At 71.5% G+C, this 15,262-nt stretch carries 17 protein-coding genes; 8 read left to right on the forward strand and 9 right to left on the reverse strand.

Features of this window, described 5'->3' with window-relative positions; translation table 11 throughout:
• Nucleotides 1-85: 85 nt before the first annotated feature.
• Complete coding sequence (locus ACIA8L_RS39375) at nucleotides 86-781, forward strand: ABC transporter ATP-binding protein (protein ID WP_395912679.1); 696 nt, start codon at nucleotides 86-88, stop codon at nucleotides 779-781.
• Entirely contained in the window at nucleotides 778-1,515 is a 738-nt protein-coding gene (locus ACIA8L_RS39380; protein ID WP_395912681.1) for a hypothetical protein, read from the forward strand. Before ACIA8L_RS39375 ends, ACIA8L_RS39380 begins: the two co-directional genes overlap by 4 nt.
• 212 nt (nucleotides 1,516-1,727) lie before the next feature.
• Here the strand turns inward: ACIA8L_RS39380 and ACIA8L_RS39385 are convergent, their stop codons facing one another.
• The 4 genes from ACIA8L_RS39385 to ACIA8L_RS39400 are packed head-to-tail and all read right to left on the reverse strand — an operon-like array spanning nucleotide 1,728 to nucleotide 5,756.
• On the reverse strand, nucleotides 1,728-3,746 hold the full coding sequence (locus tag ACIA8L_RS39385) for an ATP-binding protein (RefSeq protein ID WP_395912683.1): 2,019 nt from the start codon (nucleotides 3,744-3,746) through the stop codon (nucleotides 1,728-1,730).
• On the reverse strand, nucleotides 3,743-4,108 hold the full coding sequence (locus ACIA8L_RS39390) for a response regulator (protein ID WP_395912685.1): 366 nt from the start codon (nucleotides 4,106-4,108) through the stop codon (nucleotides 3,743-3,745). Before ACIA8L_RS39390 ends, ACIA8L_RS39385 begins: the two co-directional genes overlap by 4 nt.
• Before the next feature lie 56 nt (nucleotides 4,109-4,164).
• A complete protein-coding gene (locus ACIA8L_RS39395; RefSeq protein ID WP_395912687.1) occupies nucleotides 4,165-5,535 on the reverse strand; it encodes a hypothetical protein in 1,371 nt (456 codons plus the stop codon).
• Nucleotides 5,532-5,756 (reverse strand): hypothetical protein, encoded by a 225-nt coding sequence (locus ACIA8L_RS39400; RefSeq protein ID WP_395912689.1) that lies wholly within the window; start codon nucleotides 5,754-5,756, stop codon nucleotides 5,532-5,534. Before ACIA8L_RS39400 ends, ACIA8L_RS39395 begins: the two co-directional genes overlap by 4 nt.
• Before the next feature lie 223 nt (nucleotides 5,757-5,979).
• Here ACIA8L_RS39400 and ACIA8L_RS39405 point away from each other — a divergent pair, with 223 nt between their 5' ends.
• The gene (locus ACIA8L_RS39405; protein WP_395912691.1) at nucleotides 5,980-6,987 is read left to right on the forward strand and encodes a coiled-coil domain-containing protein; all 1,008 of its coding nucleotides are present in this window, start codon (nucleotides 5,980-5,982) and stop codon (nucleotides 6,985-6,987) included.
• Here ACIA8L_RS39405 and ACIA8L_RS39410 read toward each other — a convergent pair.
• A complete protein-coding gene (locus ACIA8L_RS39410) occupies nucleotides 6,980-8,065 on the reverse strand; it encodes a branched-chain amino acid aminotransferase (protein WP_395912693.1) in 1,086 nt (361 codons plus the stop codon). The two genes, ACIA8L_RS39405 and ACIA8L_RS39410, sit on opposite strands and share 8 nt — an antisense overlap.
• A gap of 68 nt (nucleotides 8,066-8,133) precedes the next feature.
• On the reverse strand, nucleotides 8,134-8,985 hold the full coding sequence (locus ACIA8L_RS39415) for a spermidine synthase (RefSeq protein WP_395912695.1): 852 nt from the start codon (nucleotides 8,983-8,985) through the stop codon (nucleotides 8,134-8,136).
• Between the two features lie 83 nt (nucleotides 8,986-9,068).
• Here ACIA8L_RS39415 and ACIA8L_RS39420 point away from each other — a divergent pair, with 83 nt between their 5' ends.
• Together ACIA8L_RS39420 and ACIA8L_RS39425 are read left to right on the forward strand one after the other, a co-directional pair.
• A complete protein-coding gene (locus tag ACIA8L_RS39420) occupies nucleotides 9,069-9,797 on the forward strand; it encodes an LppX_LprAFG lipoprotein (RefSeq protein WP_395912697.1) in 729 nt (242 codons plus the stop codon).
• A 5-nt stretch (nucleotides 9,798-9,802) separates the two neighbouring features.
• Nucleotides 9,803-11,320: an MFS transporter gene (locus ACIA8L_RS39425; protein ID WP_395912699.1), complete on the forward strand. Its 1,518-nt coding sequence runs from the start codon at nucleotides 9,803-9,805 to the stop codon at nucleotides 11,318-11,320.
• Here the strand turns inward: ACIA8L_RS39425 and ACIA8L_RS39430 are convergent.
• Together ACIA8L_RS39430 and ACIA8L_RS39435 are read right to left on the reverse strand one after the other, a co-directional pair.
• Nucleotides 11,311-11,697: a DUF6401 family natural product biosynthesis protein gene (locus tag ACIA8L_RS39430; RefSeq protein WP_395912700.1), complete on the reverse strand. Its 387-nt coding sequence runs from the start codon at nucleotides 11,695-11,697 to the stop codon at nucleotides 11,311-11,313. The two genes, ACIA8L_RS39425 and ACIA8L_RS39430, sit on opposite strands and share 10 nt — an antisense overlap.
• A 231-nt stretch (nucleotides 11,698-11,928) precedes the next feature.
• Nucleotides 11,929-12,129, reverse strand: a complete 201-nt coding sequence (locus ACIA8L_RS39435) for a PspC domain-containing protein (protein WP_395912702.1) — start codon at nucleotides 12,127-12,129, stop codon at nucleotides 11,929-11,931.
• 240 nt (nucleotides 12,130-12,369) lie between these two features.
• On the opposite strand from ACIA8L_RS39435, the gene ACIA8L_RS39440 reads away from it, so the two are divergent.
• From ACIA8L_RS39440 to ACIA8L_RS39450, 3 genes are read left to right on the forward strand one after another with little or no spacing between them, the layout of a single operon-like run.
• Nucleotides 12,370-13,071, forward strand: coding sequence for a CAP domain-containing protein (locus ACIA8L_RS39440; RefSeq protein WP_395912703.1), 702 nt, complete (start codon nucleotides 12,370-12,372; stop codon nucleotides 13,069-13,071).
• Between the two features lie 19 nt (nucleotides 13,072-13,090).
• Entirely contained in the window at nucleotides 13,091-13,609 is a 519-nt protein-coding gene (locus ACIA8L_RS39445; protein ID WP_395912704.1) for a hypothetical protein, read from the forward strand.
• A gap of 35 nt (nucleotides 13,610-13,644) precedes the next feature.
• On the forward strand, nucleotides 13,645-14,832 hold the full coding sequence (locus ACIA8L_RS39450) for an esterase-like activity of phytase family protein (RefSeq protein ID WP_395912706.1): 1,188 nt from the start codon (nucleotides 13,645-13,647) through the stop codon (nucleotides 14,830-14,832).
• Nucleotides 14,833-14,859: 27 nt separating this feature from the next.
• Here the strand turns inward: ACIA8L_RS39450 and ACIA8L_RS39455 are convergent, their stop codons facing one another.
• Nucleotides 14,860-15,180: a DUF6401 family natural product biosynthesis protein gene (locus ACIA8L_RS39455; protein ID WP_246655850.1), complete on the reverse strand. Its 321-nt coding sequence runs from the start codon at nucleotides 15,178-15,180 to the stop codon at nucleotides 14,860-14,862.
• Nucleotides 15,181-15,262 lie beyond the last annotated feature (82 nt).

Consider the following 15,262-nt stretch of genomic DNA (forward strand, 5'->3'; position numbering starts at 1 on the left):
AGCAGGCTACCTGCGACGTTCGTCGCGGCGCGGCCCGACTTTCGGTGACTGCGGACGGCCGGCCGTGGCCCATAGCGTCCGGCTCGTGATCGTTGTCGAAGAGCTCACGAAACGCTACGGGTCGACGCTTGCGGTCGATCGGCTTTCGTTCGCGGTACAACCGGGATGTGTCACGGGTTTTCTCGGGCCGAACGGGGCCGGGAAGTCCAGCACGCTGCGGATGATCCTCGGGCTGGACCGGCCGTCGGGCGGGCGGGCGCTGATCGGCGGGCGGGCCTACGCGGACCTCGAGCGGCCTCTGCGCACCGTCGGCGCGCTGCTGGAGGGGCGCTCCGCGCATCCGGGGCGGCGGGCCCGGCACCACCTGCTGTTCCTGGCCCGCAGCAACGGCATCCCGGACGGGCGGGTCGACGAGGTCCTCGAGCTCGTCGGGCTGGCCGCGGCCGGTCGGCGGCGGGCCGGCGGGTTCTCCCTCGGGATGGCGCAGCGGCTCGGGCTGGGGGCGGCACTGCTCGGCGACCCGCCGATCCTGCTGCTCGACGAGCCGATCAACGGACTCGACCCGGAGGGAGTGCACTGGCTGCGGACGCTGCTGCGGGAGTACGCCGCGAAGGGCCGCACCGTCCTCATCTCCAGCCACCTCATGGCCGAGACCGCGCTGACCGCCGACCGGCTGGTCGTCATCGCCGCGGGCCGGCTCATCGCCGACTCGACGGTCGACGAGTTCGTCGCCGGCGCGCCGTCCCTCGAGGCCGCGTTCCTGAAGGCGGTCGGCCGGTGAGCGCGTTCGGGGCCGAACTGGTCAAGGTGCGCACGCTGCGCTCTACGTACTGGACCCTCGGCGCGACCGTCGCCGTCGGCGGGGGCCTGGCCTACCTCGTCGGGCGGAGCTTCCGGGACAACGAGGGGTACAACTTCGACGCGGTCTTCGCCACGTTCTACGGCCTGACCATGGCGCAGCTGGCGCTGGTCGTGTTCGCGGTGTTCGCGGTCGGCGGGGAGTACTCCGCCGGCACCATCCGGCCCACCCTCGCCGCCGTCCCCAACCGCGGCCGCTACTACCTGGCCAAGGTCGGCGTGGTCGGCCTGTACGCGGCCGGGGCGGCGGCGCTGACGGTCGGGGCCGCGTACGTCGCCGGCGGGTCCGGGCTGGGCGCGCGGCGGCTCGGCCCGCAATGGGAGCCGATCCTGGGCGCTTTCCTGTATCTCGTGCTCATCGCCCTCCTGGCGGCCGGCATCGCGCAGCTCCTGCGGAGTTCCACCGCGGCTCTGGCAGTACAACTGCCGCTGTTCTTCCTTGAATCGCAAGGTCTCGGGAACATCCCCGGGCTGCGCAAGGTCGCGCAGTTCCTGCCCAACGACGCCGGGCTGGCCGTCCTGCACTTCTTCGGGGCGCCGGGCACGCCCCGCTACGACCGGGCGTTCCCGCCGTGGGGAGGCGTCGCAATCCTGGCCCTGTGGGCGGCCGCCGCGCTGATCGGCGGCTACATCACCCTGCACCGCCGCGACGCGTAACCCCGCCCGCGTCGATAGTTGGCCCCCGCCGAAGCCGTCGAGGACGCCGACCGCCACCTCGGCCGGCCGCTGCCGTCGTTGCTGCGCCGCCGACCCCGCGGCCGAGATGCGGGGCTTCGACCCGAACTCGGACCTGGGCGAGCGGTCGTTGTACCCGGAGGGCCGTTCGGCGCGCCGAGGTTCCACAGCAGCGCAGCGTGCTCGGCGGGCGGCTAGACGCGGGCCGGGGAGGGGTGGAGTTCGGAGGGCGGGAGGGTGAAGGTAAAGCGGGAGCCGCCGGTTGGGTTGTCGGTGGCTCGGATCGTGCCGCCGTGGCGTTCGACGATGCGTTTGCAGATCGCCAGGCCCAGGCCCGTGCCGGCGTAGCCGCTGGAGCGGTGGGCGCGGTGGAAGTTGGTGAAGATGGCGTCGTGGTGGCCCGGGGGGATGCCTATGCCGTTGTCGGTCAGCTCGACCCTGACCCGGCCGTCGTCGTCGACGCTCGACGCTATCGCTATGTGCGGGACGGTGCCGGGGGCCGTGTACTTCACGGCGTTGCCGACGAGGTTGTCCAGGAGCTGGCGGAGCAGGACCGGGTCGGCTCGCACGTCGTCCAGGTGGCCCAGGGTGAACTGCGGGGGCGGGGTGCCGGCGGCGGCCAGGTCGGTGCGGGCGTTCGTCACCTCGACCACCAGGTCGTGCAGGGCCACGTCGACGGGGGCTATCTGGGCGTTTCTCGCGGTCGTGTAGGCCAGCAGGTCGTTGATCAGGTGGCGCATCCGGGCCGAGGCTCGCGTGATCCTCGCCAGGCTGTCGCCGGCGTCCTGGACGGCCGGGTCGTCGGGCGGCATCGTCTGCAGCGTGTCGGCCAGGTTCTCGGCCCAGCCGTCGATCGTGGTCAGCGGGTTCAGCAGGTCGTGGGCCACCACGCCGGCGAAGGAGGAGAGTTCGTCGCGGTGGCGGCGGTCGGCGGTCACGTCGTGGAAGACGATCACGGCACCGCCGTCGTCGGGCAGTGGTGTGGCGCTGACGTGCAAAATTCTTCCTTCGGGTACTCCCTCGTTGCGGATCAGCACCTCCTGCCCCCGGACTTCGTGGCCGGCCAGCGCCTGCACGTGAGCCATCTCCCCGGGTGGCAGCGGGGTGCCGTCCGAGTAGCACAGGCCGTAGTGGTCCGGGTGGGCCACCGTGCCGTCGCCGCTGGTCCTTCCACCGAGGAGAGACACTGCGGCCGGGTTCCGGACGACCCAGGTGAGGTCCGGGCGTACCACCGAAACGCCCTCGCTCATCGAGTCGACGATCGTCGTCACCAGGCGGGCCTGGGCCGCCGCCGCCCGACCGGCTTCGGCGAGCCGGTCCACGAGCTCGGTGCGCTCGTCCCGGCCCAGGGCGATGGACAGGCCGACGACGGCGATCAGGCCGACGAAGGCCTGGGCGATGAGAGCCCGGGCCGCGTGTGAGGGCACCGCGGCGAAGGGTCCGTTGCCGTGCAGGGTGAAGAGCACGGCGATGGTACCGAGGCAGAGGTCGTGCAGCACCACGAAGGTCGTGTGCAGCCGTAGCGCCGCCCACACGGTGACGACCAGCAGCGGAAACACGAGGGGCAGGTGCGACACGCCGAAGCCGACACCGTAGGCGGTGAGTGAGCACAGGATGAGCGCCGCGTACTCGAACAGGCGCCCCGGTCGCGCGCGCTGGATGCGGAAGCCGGTCGAATGGTGGTATCCCAGACGGAAAACGACGGCGCTGATCAGCAGGATGCTCACCACGTTGCGCAGGAACCACACGGCGCCGTCGGTCCACTGGTAGTGGCCGGTCGTCAGCCACACCGCGACGGGGCCGATCAGCGCGCCGGCTCCGGCCCCGGCGCCGGTGGCGACCAGCAGCCGCCACAGGTCGGCCGAGCGGGCCAGCAGCTCGTGACCGCCGGCGCCCCACAGGTGCGGGCGCAGCCGCTCCAGGACCCGCATGAACACGGCGGCCTGCACGAGGTTGGCGACCACGAACCACAGCGCCAGGCTCAGCGCGGCGCCGGTGGCCATGTTGACGGCGACGGTGATCACGGCGAGGGCGACCGGGTCGAGCCAGCGGATGCGGGCCTTGCGCTGGGTGCAGAACCAGGCGATCGAGACGCCGGCGGCCGGCCAGACCAGGCTCAGGCTGGAGCCGTCCATGATGGTCAGGCGGCCGGCGAGGGTGCTCACGACGTACAGCGCGGCCCACGCCGCCGTCCGCAGGAGGGAAGCGGTCATCCGGCGGCCTGCAGGGTCCGCTCCAGCCCGGCGCGCAACGCCTCCGCGGTGAAGGGCTTGCGGACGTACTCCGCCCCCGTCTCCTGCGCCCGCGCCGCCACGGCACCGTCCCACAGCACCGTGAGGAACATCGCCGGGAGGTCGGGCCGGTGCCGGCGCAGGTGTTGCAGGAGCTCGATGCCGTCCATGCCGGGCAGGTCGACGTCGAGAATCGCGGCCTCGGGCAGCCCGTGGCGGGCCACGGCCGCGAGCGCGGCCGAGCCGTCCTCGACCGCGAGGACGTCGTGGCCGTCGGCCCGCAGCCGCTTGACGATCAGGTCGCGGACGTCGGGCTCATCGTCCACCACCAGCAACCGGGCCATCGGCACCTCCCGCCTCTTCGCCACCAATCGGCAGCGAAGCGGCGGGACTTACGGCTTTACCCCTGGACGGGCAGGATGCCCTGGAGGTGGCGGCCGTTGGCGCGGCGGCCCTGGTCGACGTCGTTCTTCCAGGTGCGCACGTAGTTGGAGGCGGTCAGCCGCTCCACGTCGTCGAGGTCGAGCAGGTCGCCGACCATGGTGGTCAGGGCGACCACGTCACGGCGGTCGTTGGGCGGGACGTTGTCGTGCAGGATCTGGTGCACCTGGTTGCGCAGGGACCCCTCCCGCACCAGGGTCGGCGGGGTCAGCGTCGGCTCCTCGGCGATGTCGATGACGTCGCCGATCTCGTGGGTCACGGGCGCGGTCCGGGCCCGGCGCGGGCGCGGGGCGGCCGGCGTGGCCGGGAGGATGCCTTCCAGGTCGGCCCGCAGCCCGCCGAGCGCCGACGGTGCCGGGGCCGGCTCGGGCTCGGGGAGCTCGACGGCCGCCGTCGCGCGGGCCACGGCCTCGCGGGCGGCGCGGCGCTCCTCCTCCTCGGGGACGGCCACGACGGCCTTGGGAGCGACGAGCGGAACGGCGGTCGGCAGGGCGGGCCGCGCCTCCTCCGCGTCCAGGACCGGCAGTGCCGGGGCCGGGGGTGCGGGCGGCGGCGGGGCGCTGGTCATCGCGGCCAGCCGGGCCGGGGCCAGGTCGGCGGCGATGAGCGCGGTCAGGCCCTCGTAGTCGGCGCCGTCGGCCAGGCGGACCGCGATCTCGTCGAGGTCGTAGACGGCGACCGCGATGTCGGCCGTGCTGGGGTCGACGGCCGAGCGGATCTTGCGGTGCAGCACCTTCGCGATCGCCGACGTGCGCTGCTCCTTGCGCTTCTCGGCCTTGGCGGCGGCGATGGACGTGTAAAGCCCCAGCGACGGGTCGGCCTTGGCCAGGTTCTTGGCCCGCAGCGTCAGCCACGGGTGCCGCAGCCAGTGCCCGACCACCTCGTAGGCGGGTGTGGTGGGCGGCAGGTCACCCTTGGCCCGGAGCCGGTCGCGGCGCTGGTTCTCGGTGTGCATCAGCCAGACCAGGTAGCCCAGCGCCGACATGCCCGCGAAGAAGCCGGCCATCAGCTTGTTGTCGTGCGCCATCCAGTTGAACGCGACCGCGAACGCGGCGATGGCGGCCGACAGGATCCGCGACGCGGTGGCCTTCTCCCCCAGCCGGCGCCGCACGTCGGCGTTGGCCAGGACCACGATGCCGCCCAGCTCGAGCGCGCCGACCGCCGGGATCGCCCAGATCAGCGGGATGCCGAGGGCCTCGACCGCGCCGGAGACCTGCCCGGCCAGGGCGACGATCAGCACGACGAAGTAGAAGAGCTGCCGCATGATCGAGGTCTGCCGGACCGTCTTCTGCAGATCGGCGTCGTACTCGTTGATGCCCGGCGTGCTCACCGGCTTCTCCCGTCGTCATGCGTCTGTGGCCGGGCGGAGTCCGTGTGGGGCAGCGGATAGCCCCGCGCCGCGAGGAACTCGGCCAGCGCGAGGTCCACGGAGCTCTGCACCGTGGTGTTGTGGTCGACCACGAAGCGTTGCAGCGTCTGCTCGATCTCCACCCGCACGCGGGTGTTGAGCTGCACACGCTCGAACCGTGGCCGCTGCGGCGGCATCGCCACCGCCCTATCCGTTGCTTCCAACATCACTCCCGCTAGCCGTTTGCTAGCGGGCACGCTAGCAAAGCAATCGTCGATCTCCCGAATCCGACACGCCGGACACACGTTCGAATGAACAAAGCCATTACGGAGGTTGCAGTACGGAGGTTCAGAACTACTTTGCGTAGCCGTCCGGGCGCATTCTTGACTCTGGGCGGCACCAATTCGGTTCGGTAATCTCACCGGCATGCGGCGCCGGACTCTCACTTCGCTGGTTGCGGCGCTCATGCTGCTCGGCTTCTGGGCGACCCCGGTGAGCGCCGCGCCCGGCGACCCGACGGGTGCCCCCAACGAGGGCACCGACCTCACGCTCGGCGAGAAGCTCGACGCCGCCAACACCGAGTGGCTGCAGGCCCAGGCCGTGCTCGACACGTCCAAGAAGCGCCAGGCCGACCTCGCGCAGCAGATGGACTCGATGCGGAAGGAGCTGGAGCCGGTCCGGGCCAGCGTCAACGTCATCGCGGCGGCGGCCTACCGCACCGGCGGCGACGTCCGGCTCTCCGCGGCGCTGGTCAACACCGGCTCCCCCGAGCAGTTCATGGACCGCATCCTGCTGGTGAATACGATCGCGCGGTACAACGGGAAGCAGATCGGGCGGTTGACGCAGCTCGAGAAGGAGCTCGCGGAGGCGAAGAAGGCGGTCGACGACGAGGTCGCCAAGCAGCAGGCGCAGACCGCGATCCAGGCGAAGAAGAAGGCCGACGCGGAGGCCGCCCTGGCCAAGATGCGCGGCAAGGCCGACGGTTACGTCAACGTCAACTCACCGCTGGCCAACCCCGCCCCGCGCAATGCCGACGGCAGCTGGCCGGCCGAGAACTGCATCATCGACGACCCGACGACGACGGGCTGCATCACGCCGCGCACGCTGCACGCCGCTCAGGAGGCGCGCAAGGCCGGCTTCACGCACTTCTACTCGTGCTTCCGCCCGTCCGGGCCGTATGAGCATCCGAAGGGCCGGGCCTGCGACTTCGCCGCCGCGTCGGACGGCTTCGGCGGCGTCGCGAGCGGCGCCGACAAGACCTACGGCACCAACCTGGCCGCCTACTTCGTGAAGAACGCGTCGGCGCTCGGGGTGCTCTACGTCATCTGGTTCAGGCAGGTCTGGACCCCCGCCGCCGGCTGGCACGCCTACAGCGGCGGCAACGGGGACCCGTCGAGCGACCACACGAACCACGTGCACCTGTCGCTTATTTGAGCACCATTGACCAGCCGAACGGGTCCTCGGCCCGGCCGCGCTGGATGCCGACCAGGGCATCGCGGATGCCGGCGGTGACCTGGCCCTCCTCGGCCCCGGCGATCTCGAACTCGCCGTCGCGGGAGCGGGCGCGGCCGATCGACGTGATCACGACGCCGGTGCCGCAGGCGAAGGTCTCGCGCAGCGCCCCGCTCCGCGCGTCGGCCTGCCACTCGTCGACCGAGTAGGGCCGCTCCTCGACGGTCCAGCCGTTGTGCCGGGCCAGCTGGATCACCGAGTCCCGGGTCACGCCGGGCAGGATCGAGCCGTTGAGCGGCGGGGTGACCAGGCGCGGAGTGCCGCCGTCGGCGTAGACGAAGAACAGGTTCATGCTCCCGGACTCCTCGATCCAGCGGTGCTCGACCGCGTCGAGGAAGACCGTCTGGTCGCAGCCGGCGTCCTGGGCCTGGGCCTGCGCGCGCAGGCTGACGGCGTAGTTGGCGGCCGCCTTCACGTTGCCGGTCCCGCCCGGCGCGGCCCGCGAATAGTCCTGCGAGATCCAGACCGTCACCGGCTTCGCACCGCCGGAGAAGTAGGCGCCCGAGGGGGAGGCGATGACGGCGAAGAGGTACTCCGACGAAGGCCGGACCCCCAGGAACGGGTCCGTGGCGATCATGAACGGCCGGATGTAGAGGCTCTGCCCCTCGCCGGACGGCACCCACTCCCGGTCGGCCTCGACCAGCGTCCAGACCGCCTTCAGGAACAGCTCCTCCGGCAGGGCCGGCATGGCCAGCCGCTCGGCGGTCGCGTTGAGCCGGCGGGCGTTGGCCTCCGGGCGGAACAGCCCGATCTCGCCGTTCGCCCGCACGTAGGCCTTGAGCCCCTCGAACAGCTCCTGGCTGTAGTGCAGCGCCGCGGTCGCGGGCGACAGCGAGAGCGGCCCGAACGGGATCAGACGGGCATCGTGCCAGCCGTCCGCACCGAACTTGATCGTGATCATGTGGTCGGTGAAGACGCGGCCGAACCCGGGGTCGGCGAGCAGCGCGGCGCGCTCCTCGGCCGGGCGGCGGCGGGCCGGGACGATGTCGAATTCGAGCATTCCGCAAATGTAGGCGGTTCCTGAACGATCCCTAAGCCGCGTCCCGGGGACTGGTCGGTAACAACCACTTAGAACAAATTGGCCGGGGGTGGCGGGGAGGCGACGGCCGTCGCGTCGGTCACGACCCTCGCCCCGGCGACCAGGTCGGTCAGGTCGTCGCCGGCGACCAGGCGGGCCGGGAACGCGTCGCCGGCACCGGCCCGGGCCAGTGGCGCCTGCGGGATCCGGCCGGGCTCGGCCGCGGCCACGAGGATCACGTTGCCGAAGCGGCGCCCGCGCAGGACGGACGGCTCGGCGAGGAGGACGACGTCGCCGTACACCTGCCGCAGGGTCGCCACCTGGGAACGGGCGAAGGCCAGGCCCGCACCGTCGGCCAGGTTGGCGACGTGGACCCCGCCGGGGCGCAGCAGCTTCGCGGCCGCGGAGAGGAACTCCAGGGACGTCAGGTGGGCCGGGACCCGGGCGCCGTTGTACGTGTCGGCGATGAGCAGGTCGAACTTGCCGGGGGCGTAGGCCTCCACGGCGGCCCGGGCGTCGGCGGCGCGCACGCGGATGTCGGCTCCGCGGGGCAGGGGGAGCTCTCGCCGTACGAAATCGATCAGGGCTTGATCAAGCTCGACGACGCGCTGGCCGGAGCCGGGGCGGGTCGCGGCGATGTACCGCGGCAGGGTCAGCGCGCCGCCGCCGAGGTGCAGCACGGACAGCGGGGCCCGGGCCGGGGCCATGGCGTCGATGACGGAGGCGACCCGGCGCATGTACTCGAAGTCCAGCCGGCGCGGGTCGTCCAGGTCGAGCGCGGACTGCGGATAGCCGTCCAGCAGCAGCGTCCACCGCCCCGGCCGCCCGTCGTCCGGGCACAGTTCGGCCACTCCCCCGTCGACCCGCTCGACGATCCCCGTCGCCCGCTTCCGCCCGCCCACGTCCGCAATCCTGCAACATCGGGGCTGAGAGGGCGCTCAGCGTCGGCATGGTTTGTTATGCGGGCGGGTCTAGCATGCCGGGTATGTCCCGCACCCAGTCTCGCTCCGGTCTCCTGGTCGCCGCCCTGACGGCGGTGCTCGTGGCGGTCACCGGCTGCTCCGGCAATGACGACGACAAGAAGAGCTCGCCCCCGGCCGTCGACGCCAACCTGCCGGCGGCGGACGGGCTGCTCAAGGACGCGTCGACGGCGATGGCCGGCATCAAGTCGGCCAAGTTCCTGATCACCGCCGACGGCACGATCGCCGGGCTGCCCCTCAAGCGCGCCGAGGGCGTGCTGACCAAGGAGGGCAACGCCCAGGGCACCGCACAGGTCGAGGCGCTCGGGGCGACCACCGACCTGACCTTCACGATCGTCGGGCAGACGATGTACCTCAAGGGCCCGACCGGCGAATACCAGCAGCTCCCCCTGTCCATGGCGGCCACGGTCTATGACCCGTCGGCGATCCTGGACCCGGAGCGCGGCATCGCCAAGGTCCTGAGCACCGCGACCGACGGCAAGACCGAGGCCGCGGAGAACGTCGAGGGCCAGGCCACCTACCGGGTCGCGGCGAAGTTCCCGGCCGAGAACCTCTCGAAGATCGTCCCCGGCGTGACCGGCGTGGTGCCGGGCAAGGTGTGGGTCGCCAAGGACAACAAGCGCGTGCTGAAGGCCACGTTCGACCTGCCGGGCTCCGGCGACGCCAAGGGCGGCTCGGTCACGGTCACGTTCACCGAGTTCGACGCCGCCGTCACCATCACCCCGCCGAAGTAGCGCCGGTGTCCGTATCCGAGCTCGCCGAACCCCGGGTGGGGAGCCGGCGGCGGTTGGCCATCGGGGTGGGCGGGGCGACCGTGCTGCTGGCCGCGCTCGACGCCTACGTGGTCGTCGGGGTGCTCACCGACATCCTCGACGCGCTGCACATCGCGACCAACCGGCTGGAGCGGGTCACGCCGGTCGTGACCGGGTTCCTGCTCGGGTACATCGCCGGGATGCCCCTGCTGGGCTCCCTGTCGGACCGGCTCGGGCGGCGGGCGGTGCTCATCGGGTGCCTCGCCGGCTTCGCGGCCGGGTCGGCCCTCACCGCCGCGTCGGGCGACTCGATCTGGCTGCTGACCGGCGGGCGGACGCTGCAGGGGCTGGCCGGCGGTGCGCTGCTGCCGGTGACGCTGGCGCTGGCCGGTGACCTGTGGGCGGAGCGGCGGCGGGCGGGCGTGCTCGGGGTCGTCGGGGCGGCGCAGGAGCTCGGGAGTGTGCTCGGACCGCTCTACGGGGTCGGGGTCGCCGCGCTGCTGGGCTCCTGGCGGGGGATCTTCTGGCTCAACCTGCCGCTCGCGGCGGTCGCCATCGCGCTCGTGTGGGTGGCGCTGCCCGAAGCGGCGCCGAAGACGAGCACGAAGATCGACGTCGTCGGCGGGCTGCTGCTGGCCGTGACGCTCGGGGCGGCCGTGGTGGCGCTCTACAACCCGGACCCGGAGCGGGCGGTGCTGCCGCCGTGGGGCTGGTGGGCGCTGGCCGGGGCCGCGGTCGGGGCGGTGCTGTTCGCGGCCTGGGAGGCGCGGGCCCGGACGCGGCTGATCGACCTGCGCGGGGCGCGGCGGCGGCCGTTCTTCGCGGCACTGGGGGCCAGCTTCTGCGCGGGCGCGGCGCTGATGGTGACCCTGGTGGACGTCGAGCTGGTGGCGCAGACGCTGCTCGGGCGCAGTGGGGTGCAGGGCACCCTGGTGCTGACCCGGTTCCTGGTCGCGCTGCCGGTCGGTGCGGTCCTCGGCGGCTGGCTGGTGGGCCGGCTCGGCGAGCGCGTGGTCGCGGTGGCCGGGCTGGCCGTGGCGGCGGCCGGATACGTCCTCATCGCCGGGTGGCCGGCGGACGTGCTGAGCGTGGACTACTTCGGGTTCCTGCCCCGGCTCGACACCGACCTGGCGGTCGCCGGGTTCGGCCTGGGCCTGGTGATCGGGCCGCTGTCGGCGGCGATCCTGCGGGCCACGCCGCCGGCCCAGCACGGTGTGGCGTCCTCGGCGGTGGTCGTGGCCCGGATGATGGGCATGCTGATCGGGGTGGCCGCACTGACCGCGTGGGGGCTGCACCGCTTCCACGAGCTCACGGCGAAGCTCAACTTCCCGCTGGTCTTCGGCAAGGCCCCGGACGAGCAGCGCCGCCTGCTGGACGCCTACAAGGAGGCGTTGCAGGCGGCGCTGCGCACGGAGTATCGGGAGATCTTCATCGCGACCGCGGTCATCTGTCTCGCGGGCGCCCTGTGTTCGCTGCTGCTGCCAGGTCGCACCAATCAGACGTGACCGCCGGCGCGGGCGAGGCCACAGATGGCGATCAGGCGCAGGGCGGGCCACTCCAGGCGGGCCCAGTCGATCTCGCTGACCGGCGGGAGCTGCCACTGCGCCTCGATGAGGGCGTCGCGCACGCCGGTCGCGTAGCCGGCGAGCGGGACGGCGCCGGGGCCGTGCTCCGGGTCACCGAGCGCGTCGCGCACGCAGGCGGCGTGCTGGTCGATCGTCGCCTGCAGTCCGGCCGACTCGCGGGCCGCGGCCAGGCCGGCCTCGCCGAGCCACGTCATCAGGCCGTTGAGCGTCGAGCGGGCGACGCTGCGGCGAGTGGCCTCGGCGTAGTCGCCGTAGGCGCCGGTTCCGGCTGCGGTGTAGCTCGTGTCGTTGGACATGCCACCGACTTCGGCCGCCCCGCGACCACCTGAAACCGGTGAACCGGCCCGCACCCCATTGGACCCAGCCCGCTACCGAACCGTACAAACTTCGCATCCCGCCAATTCGGCTCTCCGAAACGCGAGGATGCGTCATATTCGGACTTAGCAGGCAAAGGGGAGGTCCGGGCCGCACCCCGGACCTCCCGCCGCGCACTACGCCGAGTCCACTGTGGAGAGAGAGGAGCGGACTCAGCTGTAGTTGCGGGCTCTGGACTCGTCCGGCATGAGGACCCACAGGACGATGTAGATGATGAACTGCGGCCCCGGCAGCAGGCACGAGAGCACGAAGATCAGACGCATCATGTTCGGAGACATGCCGAAGCGGCGGGCGAGGCCCGAGCAGACGCCGGCGATCCAGCGATTGTCACGGGGCCTGTAGAGACTGGACATTGCACTGGCTCCTTCGTCGATGTGTACCTCAACCGTAGAAATGCCCGAAGCGGCTGCCCTCCAACCTTTGGGCGAAATCCGCGGCGCCGACCACTAGGGAGAATGCACCGAGCCGAGGTCGGTGGTAGCCGGTTGGTTGCTCGGGGTTGCATGCCGGTTCAGCAGCTCAGACGGGGTGTGACGGGCCCGATACCCATTGCGTCAGACATCACTTGTCCCCGCAACGGAAGGCCTCGACCAGTGACCCGATTCGCCCGCCGCGCCACCACGATCGCCGCCGCCCTCATCGCGGCGCCCCTCGGCTTCGCGCTCGTCACGACCACCGGACCACAGGCCCTCGCGGCCGGCGCGCCCGTCTCGGCCGGTGTCGTGCACGTCGCCGAGTTCGTGGGTGCGCACGCCGCGGACGATGCGGCCGCCCAGTCGTACACCGCGAAGAAGAAAAAGAAGAAGAAGTCGACGGCCAAGAAGGTCCCGACGACGGCCCCGACCAAGACGCCCACCAAGGCCCCGACGACCGCGCCGACCACGACGCCGACGGCGCCGACGACCAGCCCGAGCGCGATCGAGACCGAGGTCGTGACGCTCACGAACAACTTCCGCACGGCCAACGGCTGCGGCGCCATGCGCATCGACAACCGCCTGGTTGCGGCGGCCCGCAAGCACAGCAGCGACATGGTGACGAAGAACTTCTTCGACCACACGGGCTCCGACGGCAGCAACTTCGTGCAGCGTGAGGTGGCCGCCGGCTACACCACGGGCGCCTCGGCCGAGAACATCGCGTGGGGTTACCGCACCGCGCAGGACGTCGTGAACGGCTGGATCAACAGCCCCGGGCACCGCGCGAACATGCTGAACTGCTCCAGCATCGCGGTCGGGGTGGGCCTGGCCTACAAGGCCGACGGCACCCCGTACTGGACCCAGGACTTCGGCCGCGTCTGAAAACGTGTAGAAAGCGAGGGTGACCACCACCCTTCATAAGGCTCTGCTGCTGGCGAGCGCCACCCTGGCGCTCGCCGGCTGCGGTGACGACAAGGCGGCCGCGCCACCGGACGTGAAGTCCAACGCGGCCGCCTACGACTCTGTGGACGTGTGTGCCCTCGCCGGCGATGACCAGTACAAGACCGCGCTGGGCGAGGCCGCCGCGGGCAAGGAACGCCGGGACACCGACAGCCTCAAGGCGTGCGCCGTCGACGGGTCGTCCGGCGCGTTCTACATCTTCCTGAGCGTCATGCGCCCGTCGATGGGCGCCGCCGAGCAGGTGGGCTTCGACAAGGCGGCCGTGCAGGGGTCCAAGGACGTCGACGCCAAGACGTTCTCGTTCTTCGACGACGGCCAGGCCTACGTCGAGACCTCCGACGGCTCCCTGGTGCTGCGCGCGTCGTTCGTCTACTACGTCGACAGCGGCAAGATCACCGATGGACCGGGCATCGTCAACCGCCTACACACGCTGCTAGGGCAGATGACACAAAAAGTCTAGGTGCGGTTCACGGGCCGTCCCTAGCGTCCCGACGCATGAGGAATCTTCGACGTGTCGGGCTCGGCGTGGGCATTGGTGCGCTGGTGCTCGCCCTGGCCGCGCCCAGTGCCGCCGCCAACAACAGAACAGGGCAGGTCACGCTCACCGGCTGGGCCTCGCTGCCGGCGGCGACGTTCGTCTCCGCCAGCGACCCGTCCGGCGCGCTGCTGGGCGGCACCCCGTCCAACGGCATCACGCCGCCCTTCGACGACCAGCCGATCCAGGGCTTCAGCGGCATCGTCAAGAACGGCGACGGCACATTCGACGTCATCTCCGACAACGGCTACGGCAACAAGGCCAACAGCGGCGACTTCGTGCTGCGCATCCACCACCTCGCCCCGGATTACGGCAAGAAGACGGTCGACGTGCTGGGCGGCATCAACCTGACCGACCCGAACAAGTTCGTGCCGTTCGCGCTCACCCGGCCGGACCGGGTCCTGACCGGGGCCGACTTCGACATCGAGTCGATCCAGCGGGTCAAGGACGGCTCCTACTGGATCGGCGACGAGTTCGGCCCCTACCTGCTGCACTTCGACCGGGCCGGCCGCCTGCTGCAGGCCCCGATCTCGCTGCCCGGCGTGCGCGCTCCGGAGAACCCGGAAGGCAACCCCAACCTGAACAGCAGCAAAGGCTTTGAGGGCCTGGCCCAGTCGCCCGACGGCCGCACCCTCTACCCGCTGCTGGAGGGCACCGTGGCCGGCGATCCCGCCGGCGCTCTGCGATTCAACGAGTTCAACGTGGCCAAGCGGCAGTACACCGGCAAGTTCTACACGTATCAGCTCGAGGACCCGGCCAACTCGATCGGCGACGCCATCGCCGTCGACGACGACCGCTTCCTGGTCATCGAGCGGGACAACGGCCAGGGCGCCACGGCCAAGTTCAAGAAGATCTACCTGGCCGACAAGCGAGACCGCAACCGCGACGGCAAGATGGACAAGACGGTGGTCGCCGACCTCCTGAACATCGCCGACCCGCGGCACCTGTTCAGCTCGGCCGACGTCTTCACGTTCCCGTTCCAGACCATCGAGGACGTCGTGATCCTCGACGACCGCACGCTGGGTGTCGTGAACGACAACAACTTCCCGTTCTCCAGCGGCCGCACCGCGGGTCAGCCGGACAACGACGAGTTCATCACCATCCGCCTGGCCGACAACCTGCACGCGGACCCGCGCGTACTGAAGTAGACGCGGCCGGAGGTAGCCCCGTGAAAGTTACGGGACGAGGCTGCACACCGCGAGCAGGCGCAGCATGGCCCAGGACGGCTTCGACCAGTCGTCCAGCGGGTCCTCGGCGTCGCGGGCGGCGTCGCGGATAGCGGCCGAGTAGCCGGCCAGCGCGACCGGGTCCAGCAGCGCTCCACCGAGAGAGTCCCGGATGGCGGCCGCGTGCTGATCCACCCGGGCCAGCAGATCCGGCCGGGCGGCCACCGCCGCTCGGCCGGGGCGGCCGATCGTGGCGTTGAGCTCGGCGAGGCCGGCCCGGGCGATCCACGCGCGCCGGCCGGCGGTCAGCTCATCGAAGGGGGCGCTCACGTCGCGACCATAAGCCGAGGCGGCGAGCTTGCCCAGCCCCGACATGCGGCGCGGGAAGCGGGAACGACCCAGGACTGCCCGA

It is taken from the genome of Dactylosporangium sp. NPDC051541 (genome assembly GCF_044454505.1).
GTDB lineage: Bacteria > Actinomycetota > Actinomycetes > Mycobacteriales > Micromonosporaceae > Dactylosporangium.

Coding starts and splice junctions, on each gene's coding strand:
- ACIA8L_RS39385 (WP_395912683.1), bottom strand. CDS start 3,746: ATGACCGCTTCCCTCCTGCGGACGGCGGCGTGGGCCGCGCTGTACGTC.
- ACIA8L_RS39390 (WP_395912685.1), bottom strand. CDS start 4,108: ATGGCCCGGTTGCTGGTGGTGGACGATGAGCCCGACGTCCGCGACCTG.
- ACIA8L_RS39405 (WP_395912691.1), top strand. CDS start 5,980: ATGCGGCGCCGGACTCTCACTTCGCTGGTTGCGGCGCTCATGCTGCTC.
- ACIA8L_RS39410 (WP_395912693.1), bottom strand. CDS start 8,065: ATGCTCGAATTCGACATCGTCCCGGCCCGCCGCCGCCCGGCCGAGGAG.
- ACIA8L_RS39420 (WP_395912697.1), top strand. CDS start 9,069: ATGTCCCGCACCCAGTCTCGCTCCGGTCTCCTGGTCGCCGCCCTGACG.
- ACIA8L_RS39430 (WP_395912700.1), bottom strand. CDS start 11,697: ATGTCCAACGACACGAGCTACACCGCAGCCGGAACCGGCGCCTACGGC.
- ACIA8L_RS39435 (WP_395912702.1), bottom strand. CDS start 12,129: ATGTCCAGTCTCTACAGGCCCCGTGACAATCGCTGGATCGCCGGCGTC.
- ACIA8L_RS39450 (WP_395912706.1), top strand. CDS start 13,645: ATGAGGAATCTTCGACGTGTCGGGCTCGGCGTGGGCATTGGTGCGCTG.